This window comes from Rhizobium sp. T1470, assembly GCF_042140505.1.
In the GTDB taxonomy this organism is placed as follows: Bacteria; Pseudomonadota; Alphaproteobacteria; order Rhizobiales; family Rhizobiaceae; genus Rhizobium; species Rhizobium favelukesii.
This window is the reverse complement of record NZ_CP148092.1, coordinates 900645-926618: the sequence shown is the minus strand read 5'-3', so window position 1 is coordinate 926618 and position 25974 is coordinate 900645. Positions and strand designations below refer to the sequence as shown.

Here is a 25974-nt window from a genome sequence, read left to right as displayed (position 1 = left end):
TGCTACGATTCAGATCGGAAAATCAGCGGTGCCCAGGAATCTGAAAGCACTGGTATAAGGGGAGTAGTGGTGGGTTTCGAAGAGGTCTTCAGAGAAGCTGAGGTTTGGGTCCGGACGGTTCTTCTAAATGCATGGACACTCTACCAGTGCGGGTTGATGGTTCTGGGCTTCCTGCTTTCGACATTCGCTGCAAAACGCGTAGAGCCAATCTTCGAAGCACGAGCGCGCAAGATCAGGGGAAACCCGGACCTGCTACGCGTTATTGTCGCCTTCCTTAGACGCTTGCGTTGGCTCTTCCTGATCGTATGGTTGTGGCTCGTGGAAGGCGTGCTATCGCGCTATGCGTGGCCCTCCCATCGATGGCTTATCACAACGGCGCTGGCACTCACGGCTGCATGGTTCGTCGTAGCGGTGCTGACGAGGATCATTCGCAATCAGACGCTCGCACGCGTCGTTGCGATTGGAAGCTGGTGCTACATCGCCCTTTACACGGTTGGGCTCGATGGCCCGGTCATTGCGGGTCTCGACAGCGCTGCGGTGAAAATCGGTGCCGTAAGATTCTCACTGCTCTTGATCATGGAAGCGATCGTTCTGGCGGTTGCCCTGATTTGGCTCGCCGTACTGGTTGGAAACGTTTCTTCTCATTGGGTTCAGCGGTCCACCGACCTTTCGCCCTCGTTCAAGGTACTCATCAGCAAGCTCATCAAGATCGGTTTGATCATATTGGCAGGGGCGATCACACTATCGACCACGGGAATCGACCTTACCGCCCTGACGGTGTTCTCGGGTGCGGTGGGCGTCGGTGTCGGGTTCGGTTTACAAAAGGTCGTGTCCAATTTCATCTCCGGTGTCATCATCCTGCTCGACAAGTCCATCAAGCCAGGCGACACGATCTCACTCGGCGAAACGTTCGGCTCGATCAGGGATCTGCGCTCCCGTTTCGTCTCGGTGATTACCAGAGACGGCAAAGAATATCTTATACCGAATGAGGACTTTATCTCGCAGCAAGTGGTGAACTGGTCGTTCTCCAGCGACTACGTCCGTATCGAAGTCGATTTTGGAACGTCCTACGACAGCGACCCGCATGATGTCGTGCGCATCGCAATAGAAACGGCAAAGAGCATTCCTCGCATCGCCAACACCTATTCCGCGCCGGTGTGCTGGATGACGGCCTTCGGATCCTCTTCGCTCGATTTCAAGCTGAGGTTCTGGATTTCTGATCCGAGCAACGGGCTGACCAACATTCGCGGCGAGGTACTCATGGCGTTGTGGGACGCCTTCAAGCAAGCGGGGATTTCGGTTCCCTTCCCGCATCGCGAGATCATCATGAAGACGCCTGTCGAAATTGCTCGGCGCCCCTCCGAGCCAGAATAGAGCACACCAGATCGACGACGTCCTTTGTTGCAGGCAGCAGTGCCAAGCGGCGGCCTTTTTCGGCAAGAGTCACACGCTTGCAAGTCGATGTTTTTCAACCGCCCCGTTCTGGTATCCGTCCGAAAATCAGAGGGCTACGCGGGTCGCCCAAAGATAGGCTGCAACAATGGCTGGCGAGATCTCCTCCGCTTGCCATACCTCGCGCCGAGAATGACGGGAGCAAGGACCCCTTGCCCTGCCGGGCGGTGCGCCGAGCTTCCTGCGGCCAATACCACAAGCCTCGAGGCGCCGGCGTGCAAACATAACCGGTCCCAATCAACGCGCTGTTCAGATCAAAACGCCGTCACGACGCCGGGGCGACGACTTGCTTTTTCCGTCCGTCGCGCAGCCTGGCAGATGCGTACCAGCCATCCCACTGCGAGAATTGTTCGAAGACGCGGCGATATCCTTTGCTCTCCAACAATTTCTGTATCGCGGCTTCGGTCCTAGGATTGTTCTCTACCGATATCAGGTCGAACCTGCGGTCAAAGCTGAAGGCGGACAAAATATCGAGTTCGCTGCCTTCCGTATCGATCGACAGATAATCCACCACAGGTGGCGCATGGTGAGTTTCCAGCAAATCGTCCAGCGAAATTGTCTCTACCTGTATTTGCCTTCCCGTTCTGCGCACCTCGGAGAAATGATCCCCTTGAGAAAAATCGGCAATTGAACTCAGTTCCGGGTCGACGTCGTCGGTGGCTATAAAGGTGACCGTGTTATGGGATTGAGATGAGACGCACCGATGGTCGATAGAGACATTTCTATTTGCGGCCAACTCCGGATGCCAAATAGGGTTGGGTTCAGCGAGGATACCGGACCAGCCGAATTGCTTCTCAAGCAACCAAGTATTGCTATTTTTCAGACCATTCGTCGAGCCGAACTCGACGAAAAAGCCATCTCGTTTCTCGGATAACTCGTAGCAAACCCACAGGTCCTGTAAAATCTGTGCTCTCGACCAATCCCGCCGTGACAGGCAATAGCTGATAAAGCTGACGTCATCATCCAATATGATGTCAGCGACCTCTGGCCTGTTGAGGCGAATTGCATTGAATACTGCTTTCTGCAAATTCTTGTTCTGGTGCAATCTGTTGAAGATCATCGCCATACTCGAAAGTGCAAACTTTCTTGCGTCCAGCATATTGCCTATCCGTTTTACGCGTTGAGCGACATTATCGTCGCGTAGTCTTTTCACATCAATGACCGTCCGCGGGTGGTCGCAGGGGACAGAAAGGCACCTGCTGTCAGCCACGAAAGCAACCCTTGCGGATGACCCTTCCCGTTCCGGTTTGTCCAGCGGCTGTATTGGAGCAGTATGCATGCTGCCGACCCGTCAGCCCGTGCCCGCTGAGTGTTGGCCCAAACAGGCCCGAGCGAGCCGTTCGAAGTGAGCGCGAACGTCAGCTTCCGTTGCAATCCCGTACGACACACGCTTTGCCTCGATGAGGACGCTTCTCGCGCTTGACGGCTCCACGGATGTCGACCTCGCCGAGCTCAAAATGCTTGCGGCGACGCCGATCATGTCATCGATGTTCATGCCTGCCTGATATTCAATCGCGTTCATTAGCTTCCCTCTTCTGGTCGAGCATGATGACGCCCGCAAAAATCCGACAGCTGTCCGCGACCGGACGTGAAGGGCGAGACGACGGCGCACGGTCACCGTCAACTGTTCTGCGCGGGATGGTAGTGACGCCAGGTCCTGCCGATGCTGGGTATCAACTGCGCCATGACCGCTTTGATGCCGAGCGCCTGTCCGGACAACCGCATGCGGTAATTTTCGGTCATATGAACCATCACATTCTCCGGATAGATATCTCGAAAGAATGAAAGGCCTCCAGTCTCTTCGAGCTTCTGGTGGAAGAAACTGCCGGCCGGCGGTGCCATGTTCTTCCAGTATCCCATCTTGGAAAGGATGTTGTTGAACAGATGGATGGTCGCGGCGCCGCGGCACTTTTCCCTGCATTCGTCGGCAAATTCCCTGAGGAAGATCTTAAACAGGTCATAATGTTCAATGGGGTAGAAGACCGAGTGGCTGGTTGTCTCGATTTTCTCGTGAAGTTCGTTGACAACCTGCGTCAGCAGAATCGGCCCGGTCTGGCCCCAAACGAGGTTCCTGCCAGCAACAGCCATGGATTGTTCAATGAGCTTGTCCAAGGTGTGCTGTGATCTAATGTAGAGGACGGCGTTGTTCAGGCCGCCTTGCTCTTCTCGCACGACGATGTCATCGGGCAGTTCGTCCGGAAGCCTTTTGATCATAAGGACGTCGAGGTCGGTCCACACCAGACCGCAGTCCCTGATCATTTTGTAGCGAAACAGGTTGGAAAACGGCGTCAGATGCGGTTTGCCGTTCAACAGGAAGCGTTTCGTCAATTCTTCTGGAAAAAGGTCCGCCGCGTTGCGCAGCTCCACTCCATCGGGGGCATTTTCGATCGGTTTATATGAAAAGAGTACAAGGCGGTAGCCATGCCTGATAAACGAATGAGCGCACGCCTGCTCAAGCGCATCAAGGCGCCCTCCGTACCAGAACGTTCCGAATGTCCTTGGGTCAGATGGCTTCTCCAGCATATGGGTTCCTTCCGATCGAGCGAGATATCAAACCGGTGTTTCAAACAGAAAGCGAAGTCGTAACGCGAAGGGCGCCGCAACGTTCGTTCAAGACGGCCAATGCGCATTGCAGGAGCCGCACCCTAGGCACATTGTCGCCGGAATGGTCCGGGCGCGAACCACTCCGTATCGGGGATGTGGTATTTCGCAGCTGCGTCAAATTTGTCTGACACGGGGGTCGCAACTGTCGCAATTGCGATCTTAGTGTTGGCGATAACCTTGCGATTTTCCTCCATATCCACGGTCGTTTCGTTATTTCGCGGCGAATAGAAGTAATGGAGTCCACAGAAGGCATTATGTTTCTAATTTCGGAACGATCTCACAAAACTAACTACATTGCAGTGCAGCATATCGACTAATTATCGACCAATCTACTGATATATTGTGAAAAATATTTATCGCACCGCACGCCATGCCGGCGGCAAGTGGAATCTACTTCCCTTCAGCAGCCGCCATCTTCACCCGCCTTGGAACCGCCGCCGCTAAGTATACCTGCATCGTCTCGCGGGCTACACGGTCGATCGTCAGGTTCTCAATGCGCAGTTGGCTCTTGACCTTCCATATTGCGATCTGTTCAGGCACCCGCAACAGGTCAGAGATTGCATTTGCAAGCGATGACGGATCGTGCGGCGGCACAAGAATTCCCGCCTTGCCGTGCTCCAGCAGTTGCGGGATGCCATCCACTTCCGTGCCTATTATCGCGCAACCTGCCTCGCGTGCCTCCGACAGGACAAGGGGCGCTGGGTCGGCATGCGAGGGCAGGACGAAAATGTCGGCCGCCAGCATATACGGATAGGGGTCCCTCGCGGACCCAACAAAGGTGACAGCGGCTGCGCAGGCGAGAGACGAAACCATTTCCTCGTAGGATTTTCGAAATGGACCGTCGCCGACAACATAGAGACGCGCTGCTGGAAAGCTCTCGTGGACAATATCGAACGCATGAAACAAATCCGGCAGGCCCTTGCGAGGGTGGAGCCCACCGACAAAAAGAATGCTTGGCGACTGCAGCGCCGCCGGCTCCTCCATTCGCGCTTCCAGCCGGCTCGAACCAATTGTGCCGTTGAGGACAACGTGCAACTTCGAAGCGGAAACACCCCTCCTTTGCATTGCTGCCCCGACAGCGTCGCTCACGGCAATCACACGTGTTCCCAATCCCATTAACGTCGCGCTCTTTTCGAATTCGTTATGAACGGTTGTGATGAGAGGTATCCCCGCGATCTTGCAGATCGGGAATGCCAGGACAGCGCTGGTCATCATATGCGCATGGACAACCTCGGCTTTAAATTCGCGAATGTGACCGCGCAGGCAAAAAAAGGCTTTGGCCAGGCTCGGGATACTTCTCTTATGATCGACGCGCACGGTCAAAACGCCCTTGCTGTGCAAGAGTGGGTCAAAGTCCCCTCCTCCGCTTGCGATGCAAACGTCATGCCCGAGCGCGGCCTGAGCACAGGCCAGATCGACTGCGGCATGAACATGCCCGTTCTGGCGCTGGGTATGATTGAGGATATGCAGGATCCGCATCGTTCGTCATGTCCTTCGCGCTCCGGCAAGCCGAGCTCGCCTCTTCTTGCATTTTAGGTGTCGACAGTCCCTGTCAATTGCCGCGGTTGCCGCCACTCACCCCGATTGCGGCCTCCACCTCCATCGTCGACACCCTGGCGGTCGGCTGGTAGTTGAACCCGCCCTGGCGCCCGATGGACTCGATCCCGAACATACGGAGCTTGGCAATCGCGTTCGCGGCGTTCTGGGCGGCCCCTTTGCTGTAGATCGGATATGCATTCTCAAGCACTTGACTACCCTCGAGCTTGAGGTCGCCGGCAAACATGCCGTTGCCACATGCGTGTTGCCGAAAATCGGCCTCGGCCTCGTCAATCGTCCCGACGTGACCGGCAATCACCTCGACGGCAAAATACTCCCGCCCGTTCACCCGGCCGTAGAAATCCGAATAGACCGTCAGTCGCTTCCATGCCCCGGCGTGCGAAAAGTTGTAGATGATCGACTGGGTGAATCCACGCTCGCCCGAGAAGCTAAAGTAGAGGGAAATGAGGGTGATGGTCTTGAGCACTGGCAGCGACGCCATCCCGCAAAGCCTTTCGGCAATGGCAATCGGCACGGTAGAGACAATGCGCTGAGCGGACACTGCGCCGCCCGCCAGTGAGAGCTCAAAACCGCTCGGCACCTTTTCTATGCCACGCATTCCCGCCGCCAGCCGGAAGACGACGCCATCACGCTCGAGACGACGGGCGGCCGGCTCGTAAAGGGTGGCAAACCCTTCTTTTGGCCGGGCCATCTGCCGATTTTTCGGGCCCGCTGCACGCCTCCTTTTGAAGGCGCGCCTCGTCAAATTGATGACTGATGCATATTCGCTTATCCATAGCATCCGCTTCCTGGCCAGATCGAGATCGATGTCTTCGGCGGCAAGGCCATAGAAGCGTTTCATATAGGTCTCCAGGCCGGATCGGTGAAGCAGGTGGCCGCCGATCCAGTAACGCGCAAAATCTCGCGCGTTGCTCATGCGCCGCAAGAAGACCCGGGCGAAGAGTACCGACGCAAAGATCCTAACCAGCCCTGCCGGACCCGCTGCCAGAATGTCGTCACGGATGGAGATGGGATAGGTGGTTATCTTGCCCTGGGGATTGAGACGCCCCCAGCTGGGATCAATCGGCACGTAATGAGGCAGGAGTTCGGGGAAATGCCGAAGTAACGGTGAGTCGTCTTGGAAAATGAGGCTTCCAACGTCGAAAGTATATCCCTCTGGGGATGTCCAATCCATGTGGTTGCCGCCCGGAGTGCCATAGTCATCGACGACGACCACCCGCTCGCCCCCGCTTGCAAGAATGGACGCTGCAACGAGCCCGGAGATCCCCGCGCCGAGAACGATCACATCGAAATGCTGGACTGCGGACAGCTGCGTCGCCTGATGGCTCGCGTCATCCATCGATTTCGCTCCATATGCCCTCTTTGCTGCAATGCGACATTAATATCTATTTTCGCGCGAGTCGATGACGCAAAGCAACAAATCTGTAATTTATTCTAACTTTCGAATATTTTCAGGACGATAGTTATACTTTTCAAGAACAATGATCTTTTCGTCTTGCTATAAATCAATCGATGTTGTTACATACCTTCGGCCCCTCACTCGCGGGTGCAGCATTTTGTCCTTACGAGCACCACGCTGTATGTGCCTGCGCTTGCAGACGGGACCAGATTGATCGATGGCAAAGGGTATGCAGTGTTACGGCAAAACCTCGATCTTCTTTGCAGCCCGTTGAACGGGATTGGCCTGATTTCCACCGACGTGTTCGACACGTTGCTGCTGCGTCAACCGAAATCACAGCGTTCGCGTGTGATGGAGGGAGAGCGACGCTTCGCACGCCTGTTGAAGCAACGAGGATACCATGCCAGCGCCGAGGAACTGTTTCGGGTGAGGTTGCTCGCCGAGAAGTTTGCATATCGGGCGTTGAACGTCGGAGGCGGTGCGGGAGAAGTTCGCCTGTCGGACATTATCGCGCGGCAGCTGGCAATCCTCGGCCTGCCGCCAGAGCTGTTGCACGCACGCATCGGCCTTGAGATAGACATCGAGAAGGGGTCGCTTTCGGCCAACGGCCCGCTGGCGATGGCGTTGCGACAACAGCGCCAGGCGGGCATTAGAGTCATCGCCGTCTCTGACACCGGCCTTCCCGCCGACCAGCTCTGCGAATTGATCGCCCACTTTCATGGCCCTGGTCTCATCGATAAGGTCTATTCGAGCGCTGAGGTTGGAGCGAGCAAGCGCTCCGGGCGACTGTTTTCTGCCGTCCTTGCCGCCGAGAACATTTCCCCCTCGGGAATGCTGCACATCGGGGACGACCATATTGCCGATCACGCGGTGCCTCAAACGATGGGTATCCATACCGTTCATATGCCCAAGGGCCTTATCCGGCGCTACGCCGCGCGCGCCGATGGCGCGCGTAGCGAGGCAATCAGAGGCTTTCGCCGTCACCTTGCGCTTTCTGGTCCGGCATTTCGTGCCGTGAGTGACAGGAATTCATTCGGTCGTGAGGTTTTTGGACCGATCGTCGCGCAATTTTGCCTCCATATCTGGCTTTACGCAACGCAGGCCCAGGCGCAGGGGGACTGCGCGCTGGCCTTCTGCGCCCGAGGGGGCATTGGCATTCGCCAAGCATTTGAAGCACTCCTTGCAAGGTTGCAGCTTCCTCTCGACATCCGGCGCGAAAACATCCTCGTTTCGAGACTGGTTGCGGCACGCACAGCGCTGGAGACGCGCAACTGCGCCGTTCTCGACGAGCTTGGCCGGGAATTTGCAAAAAGCAGCTTTGCGCAGGTGGCGCATGCATTGGGCGGCGCCACATACGAATTGCCGCCCAGTTGGGACGCGACGTTTGCACCGGCGCACTTCTTCGAGATGTTGAATAGCCCTTCCGGCCTGCCGGTGCTTGAGGACGTTGCGCGACAAAACCAGCTCTTCAAACGTCATCTCGACATCAGCTGCGGCCCCGCGACACGTATCATCCTTTGCGACACCGGACTCTATGGCAGTACCCAGCGGCTGCTGGCCGCGGGGCTTCCAGAGCGGCATTTCGAAACCGTTCAGTTTGCCCGCTGCAATTACAAGGGGTTAAGCGAGGACCATTTTCCTGATGTGACCGGACTGGTGGTTGAGGCGAACCTCTATAATCCGCTTAAGATCGAGACGGTTGTCCTGCGCTACTGGCACATCATAGAGAGCCTCTTCGAGCCGGCGATCCCTTCGGTGCGCCACCTGACGGAGCGCGAAGATGGCACAGTATCTGGCAACGCCGGTGCGATCGCTCACGATGTCATCGATGCCGCGGCAGGCAACCCGCTGCTTTCAGGTGTTTTGGATTATATCGACCATGTCGAGAGCGGCGCTGAGGTGATGCGGCAAGCCGACGTCGCGTGGCTGCGGCTGAAGCGCGCAATCACCAACCCCAGTTCCTTTGACATGGTGGCTCTCGGTGTTGGACCGCGCTCGATCGATTTCGGCCGAGGCGAAAGCGTTCACGTGTTGGCGCAGACGGATCGGACAGGCCTTGCGAAGCGGCTGAAATCGACGAAGTCGCAGCTTTGGCGGGAAGGCGCCATTGCGCGCGACTTTCCTCGCATGAAGTCGGCCCTGCTTGCTGCGCTGGAACTGGCGCATATCCTACGAGGAGTGTCGGCACATCTTTATCGATGAGCACCGTTGAGGAGCGGTTCTGGCTCATCGTACCCCGCTTTCAAGGCAAGACAGACGTCATAAGGGAGGTTAGTCGGGCTTTGACGCGGAGCTGCCTTCTCGCCGCATCAGGGCCGAGGTGTTGGAGTGTGTAATGCTGGCATTTAAGGCTATACAAGGAGCCGGGTGGCTTGTCTTCTCGCGCTTTGTTGGGCGCATCATCGACTTCTTCACGCTGCTCGTTCTCGCGAGAATACTCTCACCGGCGGATTTCGGCCTGGCGGCGCTTGCAACCTCTCTCGTCGTCATCGTCAATACGGTGCTGGAAATTCCGGTAACACAGGCGCTTGTACGGCTGCCCGCTATCGACAAGAGCCATCTGGATACTGCGTTTACCGTCGGACTGATCAGAAGCGCTCTCATTGCTGTCATCGTTCTCGCAGCCGCCTGGCCGTTTGCATTCTTTAATCACGAGGCGATGCTCCTGCCACTCGTTGCCGTTCTTGCGCTTGGTCCGATCTCCAGAGGGCTTGTGAGCCCCGCAATGGTTCAATTCGCGCGCGAACTCGGCTTCCGGCAGACGTTCATCCTGGAGTTTTCCGGCAAGCTAATCGCGAGCATCATCGCCACGCTCATTGTCCTTTCGGGCGGTGCTTATTGGGCGATCGTTGCCAATTTCGTGATCGCTTCGGCCGCGTCCAGCATCGTCTCCTACGTGCTCGCCCCCTATCGACCTGCCCTGTCTTTATCCCGGTTGACGGACTTTGCCGGCTTTATCGGCTGGTTCAGCTCCGCGCAGCTGATCTCGGCACTCAACTGGCAATTTGATCGGTTTTTGATCGGATCGCTTGCAGACCGCTCAACGCTCGGACGCTACGCCGTTGCCAGCGACGTATCCGTTATTCCAACGCAAAGCATCATAGGGCCGGCCTTGCAGCCAGTGATGGCAGCCTTTTCGCAGATCAGTCATGACCGCGTACGAACCAAGTTCGCCTTTCTCAAGGCTGCTCGGTTTGCCATGCTGATCTCTGTACCGGTCTGCATCGGCATGTCCTTGACTGCCGACCTCGCGACCGTGCTTTTGCTCGGGCAAAAATGGAGCGAGGCGGCTCCAATCCTGAGCCTGCTTGCCCTTTCGGTTGTGCCGATACCCTATTTCCAGACGCTCTATTCCGTAAGTCTCGCGCTCGACCGACCAGTCATCACTTTCCGCCTCAACGCGGTCGACCTTGGCATCAGGCTGATGCTGCTTCCGCTCGGATTTTACCTCGACTCGATAATGGGTGTGAGCGTTGCCAGGATCGTACTGTCGTCGTTGATGTTCGCGTTCTATCTGGGCGAGACGCGAAGCCTTCTTGCCCTTGGCATCGGGGAGCAATTGGGCAACCTTTGGAAAGTCGCATTTGCATCAGCCGTGATGGCGATCTCGGTGCTGTTTCTTCGCGAGGGCCTCGCCGCACAGCAGTTACATCCCGTGGTAGAACTGGCGTTCGTGGCGACGATGGGCGCGGCTGCCTACACCGGAACATTGCTCCTTCTCGGCATCAGATTGATTGCCGGACGCGGGCACCTTGAGCTCGTCGACAGGAGCTGAGATCGCGCAACCTCAAAGCAGCGAGCGTATGAGGCCGGTCATCGAACGCTGGTTGGTATTCAGCCGGTACGAAAGCCCCTGCTGGGCGCGCCGAACGGGCAGGATCGCCGTCAGAACCAAGAAGGCGACAAGCGCGGCCCTGGTTTTGATGGATCCGTCGTTTTCCCAGACACGGAGGAGCAGGCGAACCAGGTTTCCGATCGGAACGGATCGGCCCTCTGCGACAGCCAAATAGAACGATCGCTCGAGATAGAAATGCGTGTCTTCGGCCCGGGCAAGATTTTCCGCCTGCGCCATAGGCTCCAGAATTCGTCGCAGGTGATCCATTCGGGCCATAAAACGCGTCAGCTCGCGCCGCAGCAATTTCGCGTCAAGGGGGCGGCCGAGGCCCGAATCGTTTCGGTCGTGAACCCTGTAACGGCCGAGTGCTTCCGACAGGCTGACAACGTCGCCAAGGAAAGGCACGACAAAGAGAATGACGCCATCAACGGCGTTGTCATAGTCGGCCTCGTTAAGGAAACGGCAGGCGTCGCGGCGAAAGACATTTCCCGATGTTGGCGGGGAAGCGTAGGTCCCTGTTTTCAAAACGCGTGAAGCGAGTACGTGGCGGTCGCGAAAGGCGGCCAATTTGGGAACCGGCTGTCCAATGACTGCGCCATTGCGATCGATGCGCACCAGGGGAAATTGCAGCTTTGCGACCCGATCGTCGAGTTTTTCAAGGATGATGGCCAGAGAACCAGGCTGCAACTCGTCGTCGGCGTCAAGAAAAAGGACAAACGGTGCCCGCGTCTTGCTCAGACCATAAAGACAGGCCGCCCGTTGACCACTGTTTTCGATCCTGTATGCGCGCACATCGTGTTTTTGAATCACACTCCAGGAGGTGTCGGTCGATCCGTCGTCGACAACGATCAATTCACAGTCGTTACACCTCTGATCAAGGACGCTCCTGATTGCGAGCGACACGTATTCTGCGTAGTTCCAGCAGGTGATGATCACGGCAAGCCGCGGCACCGCCACGGCTACGTCCGTAATGAAAGGCTCGGTCATGAACGCGCCTTGTTGATGACTGTCCCCACCACGTTGGCGCCTGCCCGGCGCAGGAGCCGAATGCAGTCTCCTATTTCATCGATCGTCGTCTCGCCGGCCAACGCCAAGACAATCACGGCGTCAGCAAAGCTTGCCAGAGCCAGAGCATCCATTGAACCCTCAAGGGGTGGTAGATCGAGGACCACGTCGCCCCTTTGGCGCGCAGCATCGATGATTTGCTGAACTCTCGCATCACGGAAATCGGCAAAAAGGTTTGCGTTGGTGTCCTTCGAGTGGATCGGCAGCACCGAAACCCCACCGACTTGATCGAAGGAAAGCTGACTGAACAAGATATTGGCGAATGCCGCACCGGCCAGCGATGTCGTTGGCGGGACTGAACCGTCCAGTGCGACTGGAACGTCGCGCGTTGCCGCCGCCTGGAAGAGCGTGACGCTCCGGCCACTGCGGCTCATCAACTGGGCAAGAGCGGTGGAAAGTGTGCTTACACCGGTTCCCGGCGTCCAAGACACAACCGCGACCGCAATGCTTCGATCGTTGCGAAGGCTTGTACAGGCAATCTCGATCGAGGTGCGAAGGTCGTGAATCGCTGCAACAAAGCGTTGTTGCCGCGGGGTGTCGACGCGCCATGGTATCGCATTGGCGCCTGGAACATCCGGCACCGAACCGAGGCAAAGTGTGCCTGTATCACGCGAGAGATCTTTGGCATCGCGCACCCTCCGGTCAAGCGCGAGATTGACCGCGATGAGACCCAGGCCGCCGAACAGTCCCAGTACGCCGCCAAGCGCTAGAATCAGGGATTTGCGCGGACCTGAAGGGCTTAACGGTGGAAGGGCTGCACCAATCACTCGGGCGTCCGCGTCTGGTATGGGGATCGCTGGCAGGGCTCCTGCGTGCATACCCTCCCGAGCTGCGTCGACCTGCAAGGCAAGGGCATCCAGACGCCCCTGCAGTGCATCCGTCCCCGCCCGCGCCGTTTGCTCCTTGAAGGACACGGCCTGAAACAAGTAGCCTGACACCACGCCATTGGCGACACGCGCCGGCAGAGTCGGGTCTGCGGCAGAGTAACCGATTTCAATGACGAAGGATTGGCCAACGCGCCGCACATCGAGGCGTTGTGCGAAATTTATGAAGGCGGCGCGTTCGGCATCGTTTGCAAGATCTGCGGCTTCGCCCGACCCTCGCGACACCTTGCCCGTCTCCAGTCCATCGGCGGGGCGAAATAGCGTCCGAACAAACGACATAATCGGGTCGAATGGGCCGGGCGGGCGCGGTCCAAGTTCCGGCGTGTCCTTCAAGTTGAGGCTTTCGAACACCGCTGAAAGCAGCCGCTCTGATTTGATGGTTTGCAACTCGCTGTCCGCACGCGTGATATCCAAGCTCTGCTGCGCCCCCCACTCCTGGCCGGAAGCTGCCGATTGGCGCGGCTCAAGCAGGAAGGTTGCCGTGGCATTGTATGTCGGCGGCAGCGAGCGCGCATAAAGACCGGCCAACAACAAGCCGGCAAGCGTACAGGCCAGCAGGGGTATCTTGTAGCGATAGCCAAGGGCAATGAGGGCGCGAAGCAGGGCGATTGGGCCATCTTCGGGACCCTCGGGTTGAACCTCGTTGAGCCGCAAGAGCCGAGCTGTAGGATCCAGGGGCCGCGGGTTGTTAAACATCATTGGGCCTAATGCCTCCGTCCGCGCAGTCTGATTGATTTTCTTGGTAAGATAGCGGCCGCCCGTTCCGGCTCCAGTCGCCCCCGCAATATGTCTGCGATCGCCAAAAGGTTGCCCTTGACGCGTCCCTTCCGGTCGATGAAGGGCTCCGGCCAGACGGCTCGGCCGAAGTTGCTTGCCGTGTTGCGCAAAATATGGTCGGCGACATTGACAAGGGTCATCGTGCCCTTGCGCATCATGTAGAGTGGATTGACAACCTGCGAGTAGCCAAGCCGCTCGCCGCTGACCCTGCCATTCTTGGCGCCCATATGCGCACCGTATGCAAGCGACCACTTGATGAGACGGCCGCCGCCCTTTGCAACGGTCGCCGAAAAATCGCGATCTTCAAGCCAGCCGTAGAGAACAAGCCGCTCATCGAAACGTATCTCTTTGATGGCTGAAACGCGGAATGCCATATTGCAGCCGTAAGGACTGTAAGGCTCCGTCCACCGAGGTGTCTGCCGTCCGGCCGCCGCGACGAGACGGACCGCCTCGTCAAAACCAATCCCTGGTCCCTTGATGCCATCGGCAACGACGTGGCCCGTGAACCCGACCACCTGGCTCTCATCGCGGAAAACCCGCGCCGCCGAAGCCAACCAGTTTGCGTCGGCGACGAAATCATCGTCGAAGAACGCCACGATCTCAATGTCTGGTTCAAGGCTGGCCAGGCCGGTATTGCGCTGGGCAGCAAGCCCTGCCGGGCCGGTCACCACCGTGACGCCGCAAAGCGAGCCAAGATCCCCGGCGTCAGCGAGCTCGACGCATGACACAATGACAGCCGCCGGTTTCAGGCTTTGCGTCGCCACGAAATGACGCACCGTGGCCGAGACGATATCAGGTCGGCCGCGCGTGGCAAATATGACGGCGACCTTCGGTGTCGATGGCCGCGCCGGCGCGTAGGTTGGCAGATCTGCGCCGGGCGATTTCAAAAGGTCCAGATATCCGCTTGCGGTTTGCCTCCAGGAAAATCTTTTCACCTCTTGGCGCCCGCGCCCCACGAGATCGTCGCGAAGGTCTTTCGATTGTGCAATCGCGTGAATCTGATGAACCCACTCGTCGGGCTCAAACGGCGTGGCCAGGAGTGCGGCATCGCCGCAGACCTCCGGCATGCTTGCGCAATTGGATGATACGACGGGGCATCCTCGCGCCATCGCCTCAACGATTGGAAGGCCAAACCCCTCCGTCAGCGAGGGAAACGCCAGACAGATGGCATGGTCGAGGAAATAGGCAAGATCATCGTCCGATACCCTGCCGGCAAAGTATACATTGGGTCGGTCTTGCAGGGCTTCCGGCGCGAAGATGCCATCGCCACCGCCGGCAATGATGATATCGATGCCGAGCTCATCCAGCCGCGGGGCGACATTGATCAGCAAGGCAAGATTTTTGTGGCGGGCCCGAGATCCAAGAGCGAGGACGAAAGGGCGTTGCGCGTTGCGAGAGACGACCAGGGCCGGTGCCGCAGTCGAAAGAGCCGGGTTCCACCGCAGCGCATGCTCATGGCCGTTGGGCAAGATGGCAATATCTTTGAGCGAAACCGGCAAATGGCGGGCGATCTGACGCGCCGCCGCCTGCGATACGGTTGCGATGCGAGCTGAGCGGCGGGCCAGAATCGGCTGAAGATTATGATAGACGGCCCGAAATGTGGGGCTGTAGCTGCCTGGCGTCGCGAAAATATTAGCATCATGGATACAGACAATTTGGTCGCGTATGATGGCCGGGGCTGTATTGCACAGGTTCAGCAGCCGTCGCCCCCTGGCATAATAAGGCAGCTCAAACTGCTCCCAAGCGTGCCCCGTCCCGCGGCCTGCCCTGACAACGGCCAACCGTGAAAATTCCGGATCCTTCGCGCTCCTCGGCGCCAGGACGCTCGTTTCGATGGATGCGGCAGACTCGTCGAGAGCATAAAGGACGTTGCGAGCATAGCGCTGCACGCCGGTCATTGTCTGTGCAAGGAAGCGGCCGTTGGTCACTGTCGCGGCATCGCTCATCGCAACACACCGGGCCAAGGAAGACGTTGATGAGGGTATCGCACCAGCAACTCCAACGTTAGAACCTGCATCTGGGCAAGGGGCTGCCCAGGAAGCACGGAGAAACAATACACCACCGCGCTCGGGCTATCGAAGCACGTTGAAAGAAATTGAAAGTAACAAGGGCGCGGACGCCGCCGCGCCTTGAGGCCTCAGTAGCTGCCGCGCGAGCGCAAAACGGCCGGGATGGTCTTCATCATGATCGCCAGATCTCCGCCGATCGTCTTTTCCCGGACGTAGCGGACATCAAGTTGCACCCGTTCACGGTAACTGGTGTCGCTGCGACCGCTGACCTGCCACAGGCCTGTCAGACCCGGGCGAACCCTGATGTAGTCGGCAAAGTGGACGCCATAGAGCTCAGCTTCGCTTGCGACGATCGGGCGTGGACCAACGAGGCTCATCCGCCCCTGAACCACATTCAGCAGCTGTGGTATTTCGTCGATGCTACTCTTGCGAAGCAAGGCACCGAAGGGCGTGATGCGCGGATCGTTCCTGAGCTTGCGAGCGGTGTTCCACTCTTCCTTAAAATGCGGATTGCTCGCGAGATGGTGCGCCAGCACCTCATCCGCGTTCCTGACCATTGTCCGGAACTTCAGGCAAGGAAACATCACACCATTCTTGCCGATCCGCCGATGCGCGATGAAAATCGGCCGACCCTGCAATACAAGCAAGATGGCGATGACCATCACGATCATTGGCGATAACACAAGCAGTCCAATAGCGGCAAAGCTGGCATCGATGGCGTACTTGCATACGGCGGAAGCACCGTTCTTCACCGCATCAGTCTTCCGCGAGCCCGCCCCGCGATTATGCTGGCGCGTCTTGCTGAACCTGTCGAAACCTCGACCGAGATCAATGTCACGCATGTGCGTACTCCCCATTAAAGAATAGGTCTCGGGCATGCAGAAATGCCGAACCGGCATGCATAAGGACGTTAACAACTATTAAACGAATTGACAATAAATTTATTGCATTGCACTATATAACGGTGCGAGGCGGCCAAACGACAGCATTTCGGACAAAAATACTGTCTAGTTCCACAATACGACCCATTTAAGATTACATAGAAACACTTAGGACGAACTGCCTCCGCTTTTGCGCCCTGCAGTAATACCGCCTGCAGCAATACCGATTGTGTCAAGTCGTGGAGCGTGGCGTGCGAGTTGCAATCATACATTACTGGCTGGTGGGAATGCGTGGCGGCGAGAAGGTTCTCGAAGCGCTATGCGACATCTTCCCGGATGCCGACATATATACGCATGTGTGTGATCTCTCGGCGATTTCGGACAAGCTGAAGGCCCATAAGATCCAGACCACCTTTATTGGCGCACTGCCTTACGCCAGAAAAATGTACAAGAAGTATTTGCCGCTGATGCCAATGGCACTCGAGCAGATCGATCTTGGCGCCTACGATCTTGTGATCAGCAGCGAGTCTGGACCGGCAAAAGGCATCATCCCGACCTCCCCGGCGCTCCACGTCTGCTACTGCCATTCGCCGATGCGCTACATCTGGAACATGTACAACCGATATTATGACAGTTCCGGCCTCATGACACGCCTGATGATGCCGCCTCTGGCGCACTATCTCAGGACCTGGGATGTCGCAACGGCCAATCGCGTCGATGATTTTGTCGCGAACTCGGCAACTGTTGCCCAGCGCATCAGGCGCTATTATCGCCGTGATGCTTCGGTCATCCATCCACCAGTCGATACGGCTGCCTTTGCTCCGGTTTCGCGCTCCGAGGTCGGCGACTATTACCTGATGGTCGGCGAACTCGTCAGCTACAAGAGACCGGATTTGACAGTGGAGGCCTTCAACCGCCTGAAAGCCAAGCTCGTCGTCATCGGCGGTGGCGAAATGCTCGAGCGGCTTCGGCGGATCGCAGGTCCAACCGTGACGATCTTAGGTTCGCAGCCGTTCGACGTTCTCAAGCATCACTATGCGCGTTGCAAAGCACTGGTATTTCCCGGTGAGGAGGATTTCGGGATTGTCCCGGTCGAAGCGATGGCCAGCGGCCGACCGGTTATTGCATTTGGGCGTGGAGGCGCGACCGAAACCGTCGTTGCCAACAAAACAGGCGTCTTCTTCGCAAATCAGACGGTGGAAGAACTGATTGATGCGGTGGAGCGGATCGAGCGATTGGATCTCAATCCCGCAGATGCCGTGTCGCGCGCTGCAGACTTTCGCCGCGATGTCTTCATCAGCCGCTTCCGCACCTTCGTCGAGCGGGCCACCGGCACCGAGCTTGCGCTTCCCGCCTAACGGCTGAAACGCACGAGGAATTTAATGACTGCGTCACGGAGTAGAAGCATGCGACACCGATGCCCGAGATGGTTTGACGAATGTCTGTGGGTGTTCAGACCATTTGTTCGCTGGGCGGCAGCGGCATGCCTGATCTTTTGCACGAACACGGCAATGGCGGTAATGGCTGACGACTACATCCTCGGCCCTCAGGACATATTGAAGATACGCGTTTTCGAATGGCGACCAAGCACTGGAACAGCGTTCGAATGGGTGCCGCTCACAGGCGATTTTTCTATCTCGGCGGCTGGAAATCTGTCGCTTCCGATCATCGGCAACGTTCCGGCGGCGGGCAAGACACTGGAACAGGTTTCCGCGATGATCGGCGAGAGGCTCCAAAATCAAGTTGGGCTACAGAAGCGTCCCAACGCCGCGGTGGAAATCGCGTCTTATCGGCCGTTTTTTGTCACAGGCATGGTCGCCACTCCCGGGAAGTACAACTTCAGCCCGGGATTGACTGTCGAGCAGGCGCTCAGCATGGCCGGCGGCATCGGACCGGTCGATGCGAACGTGATAGGATTACAACGCCAAGCCTTGGCTGGACGCGGCGATCTGCGGGCGCTGCAGGCAGAGCGCCTTGAACTCATTGCGCGCCAGGCGCGCGTCGACGCAATTCTCGCGAATGCCACAGACGTCACCTTTCCTTCGGAACTGACCTCTGAGCTAGGGCAGCCCAGAATTGCCAAGATGATGAAAGACGAGCAGGCGCTCTTCGAGATGCGCGCCCGTTCGATGGAGACCGAGATCGATGCGCTCAATCGGGCGAAATTGCTTGCGGTCAACCAGATCGATGCTTTGAAAGCGAAGTCCGCCTCGCTCGCAAAGCAGATTGAGCTCGCCAACAAGGATGTTGGATCCGTCAACAAGCTGGTACAGCAAGGGCTGACCGTATCGGCTCGCCAACTGGGGGCCAATCAGAACCTCGCCGAACTCGAAAGCCGCAACCTCGACGTCTCGCTCGCCATTTTGAAGACACAACAGGACATGACCAAGGTCGATCAGGATATCGGCGATGTACGCAACCGCTATCGGATCGATGCGCTCACCGAAGCCGCCCAATTGCGTGATCGTTTTGCTTCCAATGCCGAAAAAATCGCGACCGAGCGCGATCTTTTGAGAAACCTGGAGGTGCGAGCCCCTTCCGCGATGGCTGCTCTGGAGGAAGACAAGGAAAGCTATGGCTTTATAACGACGATCAACCGCGTCATCGACGGCAGCGTGGAAAATCTTATTGTCAGCGACAACGACCCTGTGTCACCCGGCGACGTCATACGCGTCGAACGGCGAGAGCAAACGTCCCCCGCCGCGAGCGTTGGCAGCAACGAAGAGGCTGCCCCGGGAGCTGGTCGTCGTCGCGTCGCGCGTGCCGGCGAATAAGGCGGCCTCAATTCAGACTTGCGTCCGCCGCGCATATATCCGATGATAGGTGCCGGGGTATGGGATGGAGGTCGGAGCAACCATATGGCGTGGGCGCTTCTTGTTTCTTTTGTGATCGGTGCGATCTGCGCCCTGCGCATGCCAATTCTCGTTTTCACCCTTGTCGTTGTTGCCGTGATGATTGCCTGTGTCATCGCCAGCTATTCCACGGGGAGCACTTTTCTGCACTCGATTGGATGGGGATTGATCTTTGCCGCTGTCCTTGAGGCTGGCTATCTCTTTACTCACGGTGTCCTTTATTTCCTCTATGCCCGGCGCGCGAACAATGAGCGTACGTCGCGCAAAGTTCAATCCAAGTATTCTGCCGATTAAGCAGGCTCTTCACCCAGTCCCTGCTGCGGGCGATGGTGCGCTTCTAGGCGCAGCTGCCCCAGCGCAAGCTCTTCGGCTTTTGCCATTCCAAACCGAAACCGATAGCCCGCGGCCTTGAGCCTTTCGTTCGAGAACCGCATTCGCCAGAGCGGGCTTCTCAATGGAAGCGTTCGAAACCTCAGGAAGTCGTGCAGCCAATCCGCAATCCAGGGAAAGGCGACTGTGCGAAAGCGTTGATCGCCGGTGACTGCGAAGGCTTTGCGCATGAAGTCAACGTGGCGGGGTGCCGGATAGTCGTCTTCCGCCAGATTGTAAACGCTGACGCTGCCGGGTTGTGACTGCCCTGCAATGCCGCGACACACGAACCAGATCAACGCATCGGAGACGTCGCCGACATAGATGTGATGGGCATGGCGGTGAGCAGCAAGCATGCGTTTTACCGGGTTCCAGTCACGCACACTGATCATCTGGGAAATATCGACCACGACGGCTGGACGAAGGATCACATAACGAACCTTTTTAGCCACGTCGCGCAGTGCCAATTCGCCGGCAAGCTTGGTGCGTCCATACTCGCGCACATAGTCAAGTGCCCAATACTCGGATCGTACGTCTCGATCAGGCGTCAGAACTTCGGATTCCTCGTCTACGTTGACTGAGCGGCCACTACCGTAGACCGACACCGAACTCGCGTAGCAGAATACGGCAACATTCGCCCGCTCCGCAGCAGCGGCCAGGGCTCGTGTCGCCTGAACGTTGACCTGCTTCATTCGGTCCTTCTTGCCGAGTTCAGCTGCAAGGTGAATGATGGCGTCGCAGCCAGCGACGAGGTCGTCGTAGTTAGGATTTCCGAGAAAGTCGACCTTTCGCCAGTCCACCCCTTTGCCCTCGTCAATGGCTCGTGGGCGCGACGTGGTCGCCCGGACACGATAGCCGCGCTCGAGCAAATCGGCCGCCACAATCCGCCCTATGCGGCCCGTGGCACCGGTCACGAGAACTGTATTAGCCGGCATTGGCGGTCACCTTAGCTGGCACCGATCTTGTCATCCTCGCCTTCAAATGATCAGCCAGTCGAACGGCCATCGCGACAATCATTTGCGTCGGATTGCAATGACCTGCTGTCGGGAAGACAGAACTGCCGGAAACGAAAAGTCCTCTTACGCCATGAACCTCACAATTGGCGTCGACGACACCTTTGCCGGGATCGGACGACATACGCGTCGTACCCGTCGGGTGGGCGACATCGACAAAGCTTGGAGGGATTTCGGCCCTGTCACGCACCCACTCAGCCAGCGTTGGTTCCGGTAACCCTAACCTGGCCAATTCGGCTGCCACGAGTTCGGCCATCCGATGCAGCGTACGGGCCTCATCGGGATGGCTGCGCCAGTCAACCTTTGGCAGCCTCATGCCAAGGCGATCGCGCCGATCAGACAGCGTGACGCGACTGTCTGCATCCGGGACCTGCTCGCACATGCACTCCAGCGTCAGGTTCTCCAACTTGCGCGGAACACCATTTCGAGCCCCGAAGTAGTCCCTTGCTCCACGAATGATCAGCCCGCTATTGACGATCAGGCTGATGGCGTCGCGCGGCAATCGCGGTGAGCGGCCGGCAAAGCGTCTCAAAGCGTCCCAGGGATCATCTGGCGCGATGTCCTCGCCAAGCCATGCGGCGCAGTTAAGCAGCGCTTCCCGTCTCTGGATGTCGGGGCTGAGCCTCAGGCCGGCACGGAAGAAACGACCCTTGACATTGTAACGACCAAAACGGCGCTGCACGGCTTCGGAGCCGGCCAGCTTGAAAAATGCCGTTGATCCGCGCAAATGATCCATAAGATAGCGCCCGACCTGGTCGCGATCATTGCCGAGAGCGGCACGAGCGCCTTTCTTCGAATTCAGGAGGATGCGGGCATTCTCGATACCACCGGCACAAAGCGCAATCGCTGCGGCGGCCAGCATGTGCTTGCGCCCGTCAAGCGTCGAAAATTCGAGGCCGCGCACAGCCGACGCCGCTTCGTTCGCCACGATGCGCTGCACGGTCGCACCCGTCACGAGGGTAATGCTTGCGCCGAGACGTGCCGGTAGATGACGCCCAAAGCGCATATATTCGAATGGATAAGATTCAGCATCGTCCCGGCTGAACTGCCAGAAAAACGGCAGTAGAAATTGTGGGTCGACGTCCGTTCCAGGTGGCTTTTTGTTTGCAATATCCCAGAACCGCTGATCGCTGAAACCGCTTCCGACGGCGAGGCCAAGGTGGTCGGCACTTCGATCGAGATAGGGGATGATTTCCGGCATTCCGATCGGCCAACCCGAGAAAGGCACCCACGCGCGCTCCTCGAAATCAATCGCATCGAAGCCGGCGCATCGCCCGCCCCACGTGTGCGAACTTCCACCGAGGATGCGGTTGCGAACCGACCACTGGTCTTTTGCGCGCGGCCGCCCGACATTCTCAATGTCATCAAGGGCGTCAATGTCGGACTGACGTTCCAGTCCGCCGCTTTCCAGAAGAACGACCTTCAGGCCCGAATTGGAAAGCTCCTGTGCCATTGTGCTTCCTGCCGGACCAGACCCGACAATGCACAAATCACATTTAAGAAAGGGAAGTACAGTTTCCCCGCCCGCCGACTGCAAATCAATAATAGCCATTGTACTGCGCACCTTTATTGTTGCATTTTGCACTGCAATGAATAAGTATTCCGGCAAGCCAACAATATTTCTTCGTTCCGACAGTCAAATGACAGCGGCTCGATCAAGGGCGTTTCCTAAGCATTTTCTGACATAACTTTCCTGTACCATAACTACGCAAATCGATCGGTTCAAGAGGACGTAGAAAGATGGAAGTAGCAGCTGACGCGTTGAGACAGAGTGAAGCTGTTCTGCCCGACGCCCGCCGCAAGATTCTCTACATCCAGCCTGGCACGCATTCCTTTGCGGGAATTGAGCGCGTCGTGGATACGATCTGCAGCAATCTCACTGAAAGATATGGCAACGATTTCGAGGTCGACGTGCTCTATACGACGAGCCACAAGAACCGACCGGCGACGCGCATGTACAATGTCATCGATCGACGTCCGCGCAGTCGACTGGAGCTGATGCAAACATTTAGGGACGTCATCAGGAGCAAGGATTACAGCCTTGTCGTGGTGCCACAGATCGAGCCTGCCGTGATTGCGATGGCCTCATGTATCGGCCTGAGGCGTAATTTTGCCGTTCACCTGCATGGCAATCCGCGACGCGAACGCAGCCACATGAAAGCGCGCGTCCTGTTCTTTCTCATGAAGGCTTTTTTTCTGCGGCGCGCCTCTTGCGTATTCGGGACGTCGCCGCGACAGCTCGAATCTTTCAAGTCAATGTTTTCCGGCCCTACTCCGCTTTATTGGGTTCCAAATCCGGTTCGCAAATTCGAAGGCATCGACAATGACGTCGCTCGCGGGGAAGGTGGTCATGTGACCTTTGTGAATGTCGGTCGGTTTTCTCACCAAAAGGGCCAGGACATCCTGCTCCATGCCTTTGCCGAACTTTATAAGGTTCGCAAGAACGTCAGGCTCAAAATAGTCGGACATGGCGCAAACGAACCAGAATTGCGGCAAGCGATCCGACGGCTTGGTCTTAACGAGGTCGTGACCATTGAGCACCATCCGGACAACCCTCAACCAGCCCTGACGACAAGCGACATATATGTGTCCACGTCACGCTGGGAAGGCTGGTCACTTGTGATTTGCGAGGCATTGCGTTTCGGCCTACCCGTCATTGCCACAGATTGCGACTTCGGGCCCAGCGATATTCTGACCGATGAGCGCCTTGGACGCTTGGTGGCAGCCGATGGTGGCAAGGCGCTTGTCGACGCGATGGTCTATTATTGTGATCATCTCGATGCAGAAAGGGCAAGCGCACGCTTCCGGCAAGCGTTTATCGACCGCTTCAGTATCGAAAACGTCGTGGACATCCACGCCAATGCGCTGCGCGCGGCAGCACGCTAGTGCGCAATGAACTCCCAAGCGATGAGGTTTCAGATGCAGGAATCGAGCTTGTCCCGACGACACTTCGTCAAGGCGTCCACTGTTCTCTTTGGCATCAGCATGGGCCTGCAGTATCGATCCGCGCGCGCGATGACGACGGATCCGACGGATGGCAAAAAGCTCGTCTTCGACGATAATTTCAACACGATCGACTGGTCGATCTGGAACGCAGGCCCGAAGGCAACAACCCATGACCCCGGCTTTTACGGCCGTTCGGCATTTTCGCGCAAAGACGGCGAGGAAGGTTTTAACCCATACGCAATCGTCGACGATCCACAGGCGACGGACGGCAAGGCGCTGCAAATATCGGCCAAATACATCGGCAGGAGCATGTCGGTTCCTAATTACTACGGCAACCTGCTCAGCGAATTCCAATGGATATCGGGCAACCTCCAGACCGGCCGCAGGGACGGCGTCGTCAATAAGGGATGGCGCACGGGCTACTTCGAGGCAAGGATGCTGTTTCCCAGGCATCCGCTGACATGGCCGGCTTTCTGGCTCATGAACGGCCACAGTATTCTGGCGCCAAAGACCAGCATCGAACTGGATGTTGTGGAGCACAAGGGGTGGGAACCCACTGTCTACGGCGCCTATTTGCACGAGTGGGGTGACCCCGGACAGCATCATGAGGGTACAGGCGTGACGACAGACGTCGATATGACGCAAGGCTATTGCCGGTATGGGATACTTGTCGACGAAACAAAGTGCGTGCCGTATTTCGAGAGAAAGCCGGTCATCGACACGCGCACGGGTTTGCCCGCCAATTGGCCGATTCACCGTTCAGCTGAGCTCGACGTCGACGGCGACGTATTCTGGCCGCTTCTGACGCTGGCTCTTCGCAGCGACGTTCCCTACCCGCAAGACTTAAAGCCAGATCAATTGCTCACCGAGATGCGGGTTGATTACTTCCAGGCCTATCAATAACGGCCGGCACACCGCTCAATTGCACCGATCGCTGTTTCAGGGAATAGATCCATGCGTATTGTGATGATTGGCTCGGGCTATGTCGGCCTTGTCTCCGGTGCCTGCCTCGCCGATTTCGGCCACCATGTCACCTGTGTCGACAAGTCCGCCGCAAAGATCGACGCCCTCGAAGCCGGAAAAGTTCCGATCTTCGAACCCGGTCTTGATACCATCATCGAGCATAACCGCAGCGCCGGTCGCTTGGATTTTTCCAAGGAGCTGGCGGCATCGGTTGCGAATGCGCAGGTCGTCTTCATCGCCGTCGGCACGCCGTCGCGGCGCGGCGATGGCCATGCCGACCTGAGTTACGTCTATGCGGCCGCCCGCGAGATCGCGGCGGCGGTCTCCGGATTTACCGTCGTCGTCACCAAGTCAACGGTTCCCGTCGGCACCGGCGATGAGATCGAGCGCATCTTCCGCGAGGAATTCCCCGAGAAGGATATTTCCGTCGTCTCCAATCCGGAATTCCTGCGCGAGGGCGCCGCAATTACCGACTTCAAGCGCCCGGATCGCATCGTCCTTGGCACCGACGAGCCGCGCGCCGTGGAAATCATGCGCGAGGTCTATCGCCCCCTCTACCTCAACGAGGCACCACTCTACTTCTGCGAACGCCGCACCTCCGAGCTGATCAAGTACGCGGCCAACGCCTTCTTGGCGATGAAGATCACCTTCATCAACGAGATCGCCGACCTTTGCGAGCAGATCGGCGCCGACGTGCAGAAAGTGGCCAAGGGCATCGGCATGGACAAGCGCATCGGCGACAAGTTCCTGCATGCCGGCCCCGGCTACGGCGGCTCGTGCTTCCCCAAGGATACGCTGGCGCTGGTCAAGACTGCGCAGGATTATGACAGCCCGGTTCGCCTCATCGAGACGACGGTCGCGATCAACGACAACCGCAAGCGTGCCATGGGCCGCAAGGTCATCGCCGCCTGCGACGGCACTGTTCGCGGCAAGAAGATTGCGATCCTCGGCCTGACCTTCAAGCCGAACACCGACGACATGCGCGACGCGCCATCGATCACCATCATCCAGGCGCTGCTGGACGGTGGCGCCAATGTCCACGCCTTTGATCCGGAAGGCATGGAGATGGCAAAAGAGGTTGTGGCCCCGATCACCTACGGCAACGACCCCTACGAGATCGCCGAAGGTGCGGAGGCCATGGTCATCGTCACTGAATGGGACGAATTCCGGGCGCTCGATCTCAAGCGGATGAAGTCGCTGGTGAAAACCCCGACGATCGTCGACCTGCGCAATATCTATCCCGTCGCCGAAGTGACCAAGCATGGCTTTGCCTATTTCGCTATCGGAAAGAAGAACGAGAAGCAGTAGCGATGCGCCGAAGGCTCCCGGAGCGCGACCTATCCGAAAATTTCATCCGCGATCTGTCAG

General features: G+C 57.6%; 19 protein-coding genes. 9 read left to right on the top strand and 10 right to left on the bottom strand.

What is annotated here, in order from left to right:
* Positions 1 to 69 precede the first annotated feature (69 nt).
* Positions 70 to 1374: a mechanosensitive ion channel family protein gene (locus tag WGT02_RS25640; RefSeq protein ID WP_208247326.1), complete on the top strand. Its 1305-nt coding sequence runs from the start codon at positions 70 to 72 to the stop codon at positions 1372 to 1374.
* Positions 1375 to 1717: 343 nt separating this feature from the next.
* Here the strand turns inward: WGT02_RS25640 and WGT02_RS25635 are convergent, their stop codons facing one another.
* The 4 genes from WGT02_RS25635 to WGT02_RS25620 form a co-directional block, all read right to left on the bottom strand.
* Positions 1718 to 2551 (bottom strand): FkbM family methyltransferase, encoded by an 834-nt coding sequence (locus WGT02_RS25635; protein WP_208247324.1) that lies wholly within the window; start codon positions 2549 to 2551, stop codon positions 1718 to 1720.
* Between the two features lie 521 nt (positions 2552 to 3072).
* Positions 3073 to 3975, bottom strand: coding sequence for a hypothetical protein (locus WGT02_RS25630; RefSeq protein ID WP_024315101.1), 903 nt, complete (start codon positions 3973 to 3975; stop codon positions 3073 to 3075).
* Between the two features lie 471 nt (positions 3976 to 4446).
* A complete protein-coding gene (locus tag WGT02_RS25625) occupies positions 4447 to 5535 on the bottom strand; it encodes a glycosyltransferase family 4 protein (protein WP_208247322.1) in 1089 nt (362 codons plus the stop codon).
* A 73-nt stretch (positions 5536 to 5608) separates the two neighbouring features.
* Positions 5609 to 6952 carry an NAD(P)-binding protein gene (locus tag WGT02_RS25620; RefSeq protein WP_024315099.1) on the bottom strand — a complete coding sequence of 448 codons (1344 nt, stop codon included), beginning with the start codon at positions 6950 to 6952 and terminating at the stop codon, positions 5609 to 5611.
* Between the two features lie 294 nt (positions 6953 to 7246).
* On the opposite strand from WGT02_RS25620, the gene WGT02_RS25615 reads away from it, so the two are divergent.
* Positions 7247 to 9214: a hydrolase gene (locus WGT02_RS25615; RefSeq protein ID WP_024315098.1), complete on the top strand. Its 1968-nt coding sequence runs from the start codon at positions 7247 to 7249 to the stop codon at positions 9212 to 9214.
* A 133-nt stretch (positions 9215 to 9347) separates the two neighbouring features.
* Positions 9348 to 10787: an oligosaccharide flippase family protein gene (locus WGT02_RS25610; RefSeq protein ID WP_208247320.1), complete on the top strand. Its 1440-nt coding sequence runs from the start codon at positions 9348 to 9350 to the stop codon at positions 10785 to 10787.
* Positions 10788 to 10799: 12 nt separating this feature from the next.
* Here WGT02_RS25610 and WGT02_RS25605 read toward each other — a convergent pair whose 3' ends face one another.
* The 4 genes from WGT02_RS25605 to WGT02_RS25590 form a co-directional block, all read right to left on the bottom strand.
* Positions 10800 to 11834, bottom strand: coding sequence for a glycosyltransferase family 2 protein (locus WGT02_RS25605; protein ID WP_051166661.1), 1035 nt, complete (start codon positions 11832 to 11834; stop codon positions 10800 to 10802).
* Positions 11831 to 13495, bottom strand: a complete 1665-nt coding sequence (locus WGT02_RS25600; protein WP_040680953.1) for a Wzz/FepE/Etk N-terminal domain-containing protein — start codon at positions 13493 to 13495, stop codon at positions 11831 to 11833. The genes WGT02_RS25605 and WGT02_RS25600 overlap by 4 nt, the downstream gene beginning before the upstream one ends.
* A gap of 5 nt (positions 13496 to 13500) precedes the next feature.
* The gene (locus WGT02_RS25595) at positions 13501 to 15519 is read right to left on the bottom strand and encodes a glycosyltransferase (RefSeq protein ID WP_208247318.1); all 2019 of its coding nucleotides are present in this window, start codon (positions 15517 to 15519) and stop codon (positions 13501 to 13503) included.
* 191 nt (positions 15520 to 15710) lie between these two features.
* Entirely contained in the window at positions 15711 to 16424 is a 714-nt protein-coding gene (locus tag WGT02_RS25590; protein ID WP_208247316.1) for a sugar transferase, read from the bottom strand.
* Between the two features lie 326 nt (positions 16425 to 16750).
* Between WGT02_RS25590 and WGT02_RS25585 the strand changes: the two genes are divergently transcribed.
* The 3 genes from WGT02_RS25585 (at position 16751) to WGT02_RS25575 (ending at position 19609) form a co-directional block, all read left to right on the top strand.
* Entirely contained in the window at positions 16751 to 17821 is a 1071-nt protein-coding gene (locus WGT02_RS25585) for a glycosyltransferase (protein ID WP_037070674.1), read from the top strand.
* A gap of 153 nt (positions 17822 to 17974) precedes the next feature.
* A complete protein-coding gene (locus tag WGT02_RS25580) occupies positions 17975 to 19237 on the top strand; it encodes a polysaccharide biosynthesis/export family protein (RefSeq protein WP_225040123.1) in 1263 nt (420 codons plus the stop codon).
* Positions 19238 to 19321: 84 nt separating this feature from the next.
* The gene (locus tag WGT02_RS25575) at positions 19322 to 19609 is read left to right on the top strand and encodes a hypothetical protein (protein ID WP_024315090.1); all 288 of its coding nucleotides are present in this window, start codon (positions 19322 to 19324) and stop codon (positions 19607 to 19609) included.
* On the opposite strand, the gene WGT02_RS25570 is transcribed toward WGT02_RS25575, so the two are convergent.
* Together WGT02_RS25570 and WGT02_RS25565 are read right to left on the bottom strand one after the other, a co-directional pair.
* A complete protein-coding gene (locus WGT02_RS25570) occupies positions 19606 to 20619 on the bottom strand; it encodes an NAD(P)-dependent oxidoreductase (protein ID WP_024315089.1) in 1014 nt (337 codons plus the stop codon). The genes WGT02_RS25575 and WGT02_RS25570 overlap by 4 nt on opposite strands.
* Positions 20609 to 22150, bottom strand: coding sequence for a GMC oxidoreductase (locus tag WGT02_RS25565; RefSeq protein WP_231052093.1), 1542 nt, complete (start codon positions 22148 to 22150; stop codon positions 20609 to 20611). The genes WGT02_RS25570 and WGT02_RS25565 overlap by 11 nt, the downstream gene beginning before the upstream one ends.
* Positions 22151 to 22437: 287 nt before the next feature.
* Between WGT02_RS25565 and WGT02_RS25560 the strand changes: the two genes are divergently transcribed.
* From WGT02_RS25560 to WGT02_RS25550, 3 genes are all read left to right on the top strand, one after another.
* Entirely contained in the window at positions 22438 to 23583 is a 1146-nt protein-coding gene (locus WGT02_RS25560; protein ID WP_208247312.1) for a glycosyltransferase, read from the top strand.
* 99 nt (positions 23584 to 23682) lie between these two features.
* A complete protein-coding gene (locus tag WGT02_RS25555) occupies positions 23683 to 24546 on the top strand; it encodes a family 16 glycosylhydrolase (RefSeq protein ID WP_225040210.1) in 864 nt (287 codons plus the stop codon).
* A gap of 51 nt (positions 24547 to 24597) precedes the next feature.
* On the top strand, positions 24598 to 25914 hold the full coding sequence (locus WGT02_RS25550) for a UDP-glucose/GDP-mannose dehydrogenase family protein (protein WP_208247311.1): 1317 nt from the start codon (positions 24598 to 24600) through the stop codon (positions 25912 to 25914).
* Positions 25915 to 25974 lie beyond the last annotated feature (60 nt).

Excerpts from the sequence above, each read along its gene's own strand:
- WGT02_RS25635 (WP_208247324.1), bottom strand. The coding sequence starts at position 2,551 with ATGCTGGACGCAAGAAAGTTTGCACTTTCGAGTATGGCGATGATCTTC.
- WGT02_RS25630 (WP_024315101.1), bottom strand. The coding sequence starts at position 3,975 with ATGCTGGAGAAGCCATCTGACCCAAGGACATTCGGAACGTTCTGGTAC.
- WGT02_RS25625 (WP_208247322.1), bottom strand. The coding sequence starts at position 5,535 with ATGCGGATCCTGCATATCCTCAATCATACCCAGCGCCAGAACGGGCAT.
- WGT02_RS25620 (WP_024315099.1), bottom strand. The coding sequence starts at position 6,952 with ATGGATGACGCGAGCCATCAGGCGACGCAGCTGTCCGCAGTCCAGCAT.
- WGT02_RS25610 (WP_208247320.1), top strand. The coding sequence starts at position 9,348 with ATGCTGGCATTTAAGGCTATACAAGGAGCCGGGTGGCTTGTCTTCTCG.
- WGT02_RS25605 (WP_051166661.1), bottom strand. The coding sequence starts at position 11,834 with ATGACCGAGCCTTTCATTACGGACGTAGCCGTGGCGGTGCCGCGGCTT.
- WGT02_RS25600 (WP_040680953.1), bottom strand. The coding sequence starts at position 13,495 with ATGATGTTTAACAACCCGCGGCCCCTGGATCCTACAGCTCGGCTCTTG.
- WGT02_RS25595 (WP_208247318.1), bottom strand. The coding sequence starts at position 15,519 with ATGAGCGATGCCGCGACAGTGACCAACGGCCGCTTCCTTGCACAGACA.
- WGT02_RS25590 (WP_208247316.1), bottom strand. The coding sequence starts at position 16,424 with ATGCGTGACATTGATCTCGGTCGAGGTTTCGACAGGTTCAGCAAGACG.
- WGT02_RS25585 (WP_037070674.1), top strand. The coding sequence starts at position 16,751 with ATGCGTGGCGGCGAGAAGGTTCTCGAAGCGCTATGCGACATCTTCCCG.
- WGT02_RS25580 (WP_225040123.1), top strand. The coding sequence starts at position 17,975 with ATGGCGGTAATGGCTGACGACTACATCCTCGGCCCTCAGGACATATTG.
- WGT02_RS25575 (WP_024315090.1), top strand. The coding sequence starts at position 19,322 with ATGGCGTGGGCGCTTCTTGTTTCTTTTGTGATCGGTGCGATCTGCGCC.
- WGT02_RS25570 (WP_024315089.1), bottom strand. The coding sequence starts at position 20,619 with ATGCCGGCTAATACAGTTCTCGTGACCGGTGCCACGGGCCGCATAGGG.
- WGT02_RS25565 (WP_231052093.1), bottom strand. The coding sequence starts at position 22,150 with ATGGCACAGGAGCTTTCCAATTCGGGCCTGAAGGTCGTTCTTCTGGAA.
- WGT02_RS25560 (WP_208247312.1), top strand. The coding sequence starts at position 22,438 with ATGGAAGTAGCAGCTGACGCGTTGAGACAGAGTGAAGCTGTTCTGCCC.
- WGT02_RS25555 (WP_225040210.1), top strand. The coding sequence starts at position 23,683 with ATGGGCCTGCAGTATCGATCCGCGCGCGCGATGACGACGGATCCGACG.
- WGT02_RS25550 (WP_208247311.1), top strand. The coding sequence starts at position 24,598 with ATGCGTATTGTGATGATTGGCTCGGGCTATGTCGGCCTTGTCTCCGGT.